An 8931-nucleotide genomic window follows, 5' to 3' on the forward strand; every position below is an offset into this window, starting at 1 on the left:
CAAATAACTTTAATTGATGAAAATCATGAAGAAGAAAATCAAGAACAAATAACTTTAATTGATGAAAATCATGAAGAAGAAAATCAAGAACAAATAACTTTAATTGATGAAAATCATGAAGAAGAAAATCAAGAACAAATTATGCTTGAAGGTTTAAAAACTATAGAAAATTCAGAAGAAACAAATAGTGAATCAAATTACTTAAAAATTTCTAACAACAATCAAGTAGTCAATATTAAACAAGATTCTAATCAAATAAATCAATATATTAAAAACCCAAAATTACCACTACCTAATATTAAAAATTTAAGAAAATGGATTAATAAAGATAAAAAAGCTAGTTAGCTTTTTACATCATGCCTGGCATGCCCATGCCACCCATACCTGGCATACCCATGCCACCCATACCTGGCATACCCATACCACCCATACCTGGCATACCCATACCGCCCATACCTGGCATACCCATACCACCCATGCCTCCCATTGGATCTCCACCTGGTCCTCCAGGAGCTGGGGCTTCAGGCTCTGGAATGTCGGCCATCGCAACTTCTGTTGTGAGGAGCATAGCTGCAATAGATACTGAATCTTGAAGAGCTAATCTTATTACTTTAGTTGGATCTAATATTCCTGAATCTTTTAAATCCTCATATTTCCCTGAGTTAGCATTGAAGCCTTTGTTAAGTCTTTTAATTTCAGCGACAACTACATCACCATTAAAACCAGCATTTTTTGCTATTTGTTTAGTAGGTTCCAAAAGAGCTTCTTTTACTATATTTATCCCTGTTCTTAAATCATCGGAAGATGTTTGACTTAAATTTAAAAGGTCATCTGATATTTCAATTAAAGTTTGTCCACCTCCAGAAACTACACCCTCTTCAATAGCAGCTTTCGTTGCATTAAGGGAATCTTCGATTCTTAACTTTTTGTACTTCATCTCTGTTTCTGTTGCAGCTCCAACTTTGATAAGTGCTACTCCTCCAGCTAGTTTTGCAATCCTTTCATTGATTTTGTCCTGATCATACTCTGAGTCTGTTATTTCAACTTCTCTCTTTAATTTTTCTACTCGCGCTTTAACCAAATCTTTAGTGTCTTCGAAGGCAACAATTGTAGTTTTGTCCTTCGTGATAGTTATTTTTTTTGCTTTGCCTAAGTCATTGATCGATACTTTATCAAGTTTCATCGATTTATCTTCGCTAATTAACTTAGCCCCTGTAAGAATTGCAATATCTTCGAGTGCAGCTTTTCTTCTCTCACCAAATAATGGAGCTCTAACGGAAGCTACATTTAAAATTCCACTATTTTTATTCAAAACCAGAGTGGTTAAAGCCTCTCCTTCGATATCTTCAGCAAGAATTAGAAAAGGTGAGCCTGACTTCTGAATTTCTTCAAGTATTGGAACTAGATCAACTAAAGTTGAGATTTTTTGATCAGTGATTAATATTTTAGGGTTTTCAAGTTCACAAACTTGTCTTTCTTGGTCTGTTACAAAATATGGAGAACTATATCCTCTATCAAAAGACATTCCTTCAGTTATATCTAATTCTGTTTCTAGTGATTGAGATTCTTCAACAGTTATTACACCATCAGAAGTAACAATATCCATTGCTTTCGAAATTATAGATCCAATTTCTTCATCACCTCCAGCACTAACTGTTGCAACTTTTTGAATATCAGAACCACTTAATGAAATACTTTTGGAGCTTAATTTTTCTAAAACAAAAGCTAGGCCTACCTCCATTCCTTTTTTTAACTCCATAGGACTGGCACCAGAAGCAATATTTTTTAATCCCTCCTGAACCATCTTCTGAGTCAAAATAGTTGCTGTTGTTGTTCCATCACCAGCACTCTCTTTTGTCTTGGCCGCAACTTGTTCTATTAATTTCGCTCCTAAATTAGCAATAGGGTTTTCAATCTCAATCTCTTTGGCAACAGTGGATCCATCTCTTACTATATCTGGCGAACCAAATTTTCTCTCTATTACTACATTTTTTGCCTTCGGGCCAATAGTAACTTTTACTGCGTTAGCTACGAAATTTACACCTTTTTCTAGCGCCTCTCTTGATTCATTAGAAAAGCTCAACTGTTTTGCCATGTTTACTGGATCTTTTGTATTTATTCTAATCTCCCATAGAATCTTTTTTAAGGGATATTTAATTAAGTGGGGAAAGCCGAATTTCTTTTAATGAGACATACAAATTAATTCAAATAAGGGTATCTTTAGGATATGGATGAAACAAATAATCTTATTTTTACTCTTACCGCAATTCTCGCGATTGCTATGACACTGATATATTTTCCTTTAAGATTTTTCTTGACTTTAACTGCTAGAAGTAGACGACTAAAACTTTTACAAAAAATTAGAAGGTTAAGAGATGAATTGGGTCAGCCTTATGAAAGTACATAATTAAATGCTCATACCCCCGTCAATACTAATTGTTTGTCCTGTAATGTAACTTCCTGCATCATTTGAAACTAAGAACGATACTAAGTTTGCAATTTGAGAACAACTGCCTAATTTCCCTAGAGGAATAACTTTAAGAATATCTTCAGTATTAAGTTTTTCAGTCATTTCTGTTTCTATAAAGCCTGGAGCTATTGCATTTACGTTTATACCTCTTGAAGCAAATTCTTTAGCGCAAGTTTTAGTGAATCCAATAACTCCAGCTTTGGCGGCAGAATAATTTGCTTGACCGGGATTACCAATTAATCCAACAACAGATGAAATATTTACGATACTACCACTCCTTTTTTTCATCATAAATTTTGAAGCATATTTCGTACAAAGAAAAACTCCTTTTAAGTTTGTATTTAGTACGTCATCCCATTGTTCCGATTTCATTCTCATCAATAGTCCATCTCTAGTAATGCCAGCATTGTTAATGAGGATATCAATGGTGCCATTGATTTTGATTATTTCTTCAAAAGCTGAACTAACAGAATCCTCTTTTGAAACATCAAATTTTAATTTATGAGCTTTACCTCCCGAATTTTTTATTGAATTTACAACTGCTTCAGCTTTTTCATCAGAAGAAGAGTAATTAATAAAAACTTCTGCTCCTAAGCGGCTTAGTTCTAAAGCAATTTCTTTACCAATTCCTCTGCTAGCTCCAGTGATTAAAGCAACTTTGCCTGATAATGAATCTGTATTGGACATTATGAAATTTTATAATTTTCAATCGTAGTACTATTTGTGTAAAGATATTGCTTTTATTTATAATTGTCTAGAAAATATTAAGACCTTCTATTGTGCACTTTTTAATACCAGCTGCAGGAAGTGGTAGCAGAATGAAAGCTGGAAAAAATAAATTACTTATTGATTTAGAAGGAGAGTCCTTGATTTATTGGACACTTAAATCTGTATTTTCTGCAAGCTCAACAAATTGGGTTGGAATAATTGGTCAACCGAAAGATAAAGATTTATTATTAGATTCGGCAAAGCATCTTGCCCATAAGGTTCATTGGATTAATGGTGGTGACACCAGACAACAGTCAGTTTTTAATGGTCTAAAAGCGCTACCAAAAGATGCTGAAAAAGTTTTAATACATGATGGTGCGAGATGTCTAATTAATCCTGAATTGATAGACCTTTGTGCCAAGCAATTAGATGAAAATGAAGCTGTTATTTTGGCTACTAAGGTAACTGATACAATAAAGATTGTTGATAATGAAGGTTTTATTAAAGAAACACCAGATAGAAATTATTTATGGGCAGCGCAAACTCCTCAAGGCTTTTTAGTAGATAGATTAAAAAAAGCTCATAAGATGGCAATAGATAAAAACTGGAAAGTTACAGATGATGCCTCACTATTTGAAATGCTTAATTGGAAAGTGAAGATTATTGAAGGAACTTATTCAAATATAAAAATTACATCCCCCATAGATTTGAAAATAGCAAAACTTTTTGTGAAGAACCCCTAGTTAAAAAGGTTTATCGATACTAAGAATGCCATCATCACCATTTAAGGTTGCTTCGTATCCTAAAGGAATGCAAGCATTTCCCGATATGTGGCCTATTGGGAGGTCAAAAAGAATAGGAAAATCAAACTCTTGGAGTCTTTCAATAATGCAGTTTTTTAGTAAATCATTCCATTCAAGATCGCAGGAATCATTAGAAAAACTTCCGAATCCAATACCAGCAATTTCAGAAAGTGTTTTAGTCATTCTGAGGTAAGTCAACATACGATCAATTTTATAAATATCTTCATTAATATCTTCAAAAATTATTATTTTTCCTTTGCAATCTGGAAAGTGATTAGTACCAATTAAAAAAGTAGCAATAGTTAAGTTAGAAACGATAATTTGTCCTTTAGCTTTTCCAGCTCTTAAAGGAATTCCTCTTATGTCCTCAACATATCCTTCAAAAAGTAAATTTCTTAATCTCTCAAGGCTCCACTCTGGCTCTTTGAAAAGGCCAGTAACCATTGGGCCATGAATAGAACCTTTAAATCCTTGAGAATATTTAGATAGTAATAAAGAGCATGTATCTGAGAATCCAAGCATTAAACCATTCTGCCAAGAAGGTTCTTTTTCTAAAAGTCTTGCTGAACCCCAGCCTCCTTTTGCAAAAATGATTAGCTTACTATTTTGTGCTTTTTCCAGTTCTTCAAATCTAGTTAGATCATTACCTGCAAAATAACCAAATTTTTTTGATAGAGAATTATTTTCATTAATTTCCAAACCCCATTTTTTTAAGATTTCTATGCCTTTTTGAAAATTTTCGTCTTCATCAATAAAGGATCCTGGAGCTAAGATGTCTATTAGATCACCTTTTTTTAATCTAAAAACCATATTTAGAATTTATGAGGCAATAATGATTCCTAATAAAAGGAATCCTCCATAAATTGATTGGTTTTTGAAGTGATTCCCAATATTTTTTATTGATTGCTTTTCCTCAGGAAATACTTTTAGTATATCTCTCTGCATTAAGATTGAGGTTATAAGCCAAATTGGCCAAAAAATAAAATCCATTTGATTAATCAATCCGCATAATGCGAGAAAACAAGAAGTTAAAAAATAACAAATTTGAATAATTATTCTTGTATTGTTCTGGAGGGTAACAGCGGAACTATTTATTCCAATTTCGATATCATATTTTTTATCTGCTAAAGCATAAATCGTGTCAAAGCCAAAAGTCCAAAAAATGGTAGCTAGCCAGCAAAATAATAAAACAATACTATTTAAATTGCCTTCATTTGCGGCCCACGGAATTAAGACAGCAAAACCCCAGCATATCGATAAAATTAATTGAGGATATTTAAACCATCTTTTAGCAGAAGGATAAATTAAAATAATAGGTAAAGCTAAAAAAGCAAGTGAAATGCTAAGGATTCTTCCAGGCTGAGGTAGTGACAAAGTTAAAAAGAAGCTACCTAAAATTAAAAAGAAAAGAATTGAATAAGCTGTTTTAAGATCGATTTTATTTGCAGCTAAAGGCCTATTTTTTGTCCTAATAACTCTTTGATCAATTTTTTTGTCCCAAATATCATTAACCACGCAGCCTAATCCACTTACTAATATTCCCCCCAGTATTATTCTTAGCAACATTAAAAATGTTGGATTAGCATCTGGAGTTAAATATAAACTCCATCCAGCAGGAATAAGTAAGATCATTCTTCCAGTCGGCTTATTCCACCTTAATAATTCAAAAAAAGTACTTAATTTAATTTGTCGATTTTTATTTTGCATATTACCTATTGTATATTTCATAACTTTAAATAATCTTACTAGGATTAAATGATTTCTATTATTTAATAATCAATCTTGGCTATATTTATTAATGGACTAAAGATATCTGCATCTTATAAAAAGACATGATACAGAAACAAGATTTAAGATATTTTCAAGAAAAGCAAATTTTAGTAGCTTCTATAGATATTGGAACTAACTCTACACATCTCTTGGTAGCAGAAATTAATCTAGAATTAAAATCATTTTCGATAAAATTCACTGATAAATCAACCACTCGTCTTGGAGAAAGAGATGAGGAGGGTAATCTTACTGCAGAATCAATCCAAAGAGCATTAGTTACTCTTAAGCGATTTAAGGAATATTGTAAAAGTAATGGAGTAAAACAAATAGTAACAGCAGCAACAAGTGCAGTTAGAGAAGCTCCAAACGGTCAAGATTTTATTAGAAGAGTTCTTGATGAAACTGATATTCAAATAGAAATGATAAGTGGTTCTGAGGAAGCCAGATTAATTTACCTTGGTGTTCTTTCTGGTATGGCTTTTGAAGATCAGTCTTTTGTAATCATAGATATTGGAGGAGGATCTACAGAATTAATACTTGCTGATAAAAAAGATGCTATAGCTCTTACCAGTTCGAGAATTGGTGCGGTAAGACTTAAAAATGATTTTTTAAATAAAGAGTCTATAAATTCAGAAAGATCGAGTTTTATTACAACTTTTATTAAAGGATCTTTAGAACCATCTGTTCGAAAAATAAAGAGTAGATCTAAGGGAGATAAGACTTTATCTATGATTGCAACCAGTGGCACTGCAACCTCATTAGGAAATTTGATTTCAGATGATTTGGGAGAATCTAAACAAAAGTTGCATGGTTATAAATTTAAAAGGGAAAATTTACAAAGTGTATTAGAAAAACTAATTAAATTGCCAGTTTCGGAAATCAAGAAAATACCTTCATTAAGTGAGAGAAGAGCAGAAATAATTGTTCCAGGAGCATTGATATTAAATACAGCAATGGAGATGTTGAACTTTAATGAATTAACAATAAGTGAGAGGGCGCTTAGAGAGGGTTTAGTTGTTGATTGGATGCTTCGTAAAGGGATAATAAAAAACGAGTTAAATATTCAAAGCAATATTAGAAAAACAACCATAGTTCATCAGGCCAGAAAGTTTGGTGTAGATAGTACAAGAGCTGAGAAAGTTATCGATATTGCCTGTCAAATCTACGATCAGACTAAAAATATTTTTCATAGCGATAATGACCCTAAAGCCAAAGAACTTCTTTGGGCAGCTTCTAATCTTTATAATTGTGGGAAATACGTGAATGTTGGTTCATATCACAAACACTCTTGGTACTTAATAAAAAATTGTGAGTTGTTGGGATATTCTGAAGCAGAAACAAATATTATTGCGTCAATTGCAAGATACCATAGAAAGACTCTACCTAAGAAAAGACATGAGTCTTGGCAAAATTTAATATCCAAAGAAGATAAAACATTAGTTCTTGAAATGTCATTGATTTTGAGACTAGCAGCATCTCTTGATCAAAGACCTGACAAGGTGATCTCCTCAGTTCAAATAAAATTGCAGGGAAATATTCTTACATTTGAACTTTTACCCTTAAATAGAAACCATGATCTTCTCCTTGAAAAATGGAACTTAGGATTATGTCGTGATGTAATAAAAGAATTAAAGAATTTGGATTTAAAAGTTATTTAGTTTTTTTAATAAATTCTTGTTTTGGGGTTTCATTCTTAAAAGACTCCGAAATAAAATTTAAAATTAGCGAAGAAGCGATTAATCCAAGAAAGCCTGAAATTAAAATTAATACCAAACCAGCTGCGTTTAGATTTTTAGATTTTTTAGAGTCATCAGTTTTGCTAGAAACTTCTTCAACTATTTTTTCAATCTTATCCTCCTTACTTTGTATCTTAAATTCATTCATTATAAATTCAGTATTAAGTTTCAGCTTCTGTGAAATTCTGCGAACCATCGCTTTGACAAATACTTTTTCAGGTAGCTCATCTTCGTTGCCTTCCTCTATGGATTTAAGTTGGTTAACTCCGATTTTTAAATCTTTAGCCAACTCTTCAATAGATTGATTTCTACTTAATCTTGCCTCTTTAATAAAATTTCCAATTCTTTTTAAAGAGGAATCATCTCTTTCATTATTGTTTTCCGTAAAAGATCTTATTTCTTCCAAAGCAAGTAAATTTTTCTTAATTATAGTGATTAATATTTTTCTATCAACTTTAAGATTATTTATTTCCTAAAAAGATGACTGTAATTTGGATCATATAGATTAGATCTTTTTTGAGAATTGTTTATGGCTGGGCTAATTATATAAATAGTTGTTCTTATTAATTTTTTGTCAATAGAAAATTTTTCCATATCTTTTAATTCTATTAATGATGTCCAACCATCATCCCAAGACACTCTGTATCCAACAATAACTTTTGTCTCAGGGGGATAAAACTCAAGTAAAGTTTCTTGAGACCTTTTTACATGTCGAGCACTTAGATAAAGACATAATGAGGAATTATGTTTTGCAAGATCTTTTAAAGATTCTTTCTCAGGCATACCTGTCCTACCCCCAGCTCTAGTTAAAATTATTGTTTGCGTTATGTCAGGGATAGTTAACTCCGCATCATGATATGCTGCCGCGACTTGAAAAGCACTTACGCCAGGAACAACTTCGATTTCAATTCTTTCTTTTTTTAAAATTTCTATTTGTTCTTTAATTGCTCCAAAAAGACAGGGATCTCCATCATGTAACCTTATAACGATTTTGCCTGCATGAAATTTTTTTATCATAACTGCGGTAATTTGCTCTAATGTGAGTGAACTTGTTTTGATTTTTTCAGAACCTTCTTTAGAAAATTCTAAAATCTTTTCAGGAATAAGAGAATCAGTCCAGATAATGACATCTGCAGATTTTATCTTTTTTAATGCTTTTATTGTTAATAACTCTGGATCGCCAGGACCTACTCCAATGAAGGATATTTTTTTATTCATTCTTTATATTTTTGCCAATGCATGTTTTTGATTTTAAAAAAAATATTCCAATAAATCCAGAAGAAAATAGAAAAATACTTATAAATTGAGCCATTCTTATACCTTCATTACAGAAAGGTGGAAGTCCACCAACACAAAGAGGGTCAATTCTTAAACCTTCAATCCAGAATCTTCCAAAGCTATAACTTATTAAATAAAGACAGCTAATAAAACCAGGCCTAATGAA

11 protein-coding genes are annotated in these 8931 nt (G+C 32.0%); 4 read left to right on the forward strand and 7 right to left on the reverse strand.

Features of this window, described 5'->3' with window-relative positions; translation table 11 throughout:
* Positions 1–345: glycoprotein (locus tag JJ847_09335; protein ID MBO6961089.1), on the forward strand; the 345-nt coding region annotated here is incomplete at its 5' end.
* A 4-nt stretch (positions 346–349) separates the two neighbouring features.
* Here the strand turns inward: JJ847_09335 and groL are convergent.
* Positions 350–2095, reverse strand: a complete 1746-nt coding sequence (groL, locus tag JJ847_09340; GenBank protein ID MBO6961090.1) for a chaperonin GroEL — start codon at positions 2093–2095, stop codon at positions 350–352.
* A 132-nt stretch (positions 2096–2227) separates the two neighbouring features.
* Here groL and JJ847_09345 point away from each other — a divergent pair, with 132 nt between their 5' ends.
* A complete protein-coding gene (locus JJ847_09345; protein ID MBO6961091.1) occupies positions 2228–2407 on the forward strand; it encodes a hypothetical protein in 180 nt (59 codons plus the stop codon).
* Here the strand turns inward: JJ847_09345 and fabG are convergent, their stop codons facing one another.
* A complete protein-coding gene (fabG, locus tag JJ847_09350) occupies positions 2408–3157 on the reverse strand; it encodes a 3-oxoacyl-[acyl-carrier-protein] reductase (protein ID MBO6961092.1) in 750 nt (249 codons plus the stop codon).
* A 92-nt stretch (positions 3158–3249) separates the two neighbouring features.
* On the opposite strand from fabG, the gene JJ847_09355 reads away from it, so the two are divergent.
* Entirely contained in the window at positions 3250–3921 is a 672-nt protein-coding gene (locus JJ847_09355) for a 2-C-methyl-D-erythritol 4-phosphate cytidylyltransferase (protein MBO6961093.1), read from the forward strand.
* Here the strand turns inward: JJ847_09355 and JJ847_09360 are convergent, their stop codons facing one another.
* Positions 3922–4791, reverse strand: a complete 870-nt coding sequence (locus JJ847_09360; protein MBO6961094.1) for an LD-carboxypeptidase — start codon at positions 4789–4791, stop codon at positions 3922–3924. It lies immediately after the preceding gene.
* Positions 4792–4800: 9 nt separating this feature from the next.
* A complete protein-coding gene (locus tag JJ847_09365) occupies positions 4801–5688 on the reverse strand; it encodes a 4-hydroxybenzoate polyprenyltransferase (GenBank protein MBO6961095.1) in 888 nt (295 codons plus the stop codon).
* A 125-nt stretch (positions 5689–5813) separates the two neighbouring features.
* Between JJ847_09365 and JJ847_09370 the strand changes: the two genes are divergently transcribed.
* Positions 5814–7409 (forward strand): Ppx/GppA family phosphatase, encoded by a 1596-nt coding sequence (locus tag JJ847_09370; protein MBO6961096.1) that lies wholly within the window; start codon positions 5814–5816, stop codon positions 7407–7409.
* Here JJ847_09370 and JJ847_09375 read toward each other — a convergent pair.
* The 3 genes from JJ847_09375 to JJ847_09385 all read right to left on the reverse strand — a co-directional run.
* Complete coding sequence (locus JJ847_09375) at positions 7402–7893, reverse strand: helix-turn-helix domain-containing protein (GenBank protein ID MBO6961097.1); 492 nt, start codon at positions 7891–7893, stop codon at positions 7402–7404. The genes JJ847_09370 and JJ847_09375 overlap by 8 nt on opposite strands.
* Before the next feature lie 59 nt (positions 7894–7952).
* The gene (gene cobM, locus JJ847_09380; protein MBO6961098.1) at positions 7953–8705 is read right to left on the reverse strand and encodes a precorrin-4 C(11)-methyltransferase; all 753 of its coding nucleotides are present in this window, start codon (positions 8703–8705) and stop codon (positions 7953–7955) included.
* A partial coding sequence (locus JJ847_09385; GenBank protein ID MBO6961099.1) for a prolipoprotein diacylglyceryl transferase occupies positions 8698–8931 on the reverse strand: 234 nt, incomplete at its 5' end. The genes JJ847_09385 and cobM, both read right to left, overlap by 8 nt.

The sequence above is a fragment of the Prochlorococcus marinus CUG1438 genome (genome assembly GCA_017644325.1).
In the GTDB taxonomy this organism is placed as follows: domain Bacteria; phylum Cyanobacteriota; class Cyanobacteriia; order PCC-6307; family Cyanobiaceae; genus Prochlorococcus_A; species Prochlorococcus_A marinus_AA.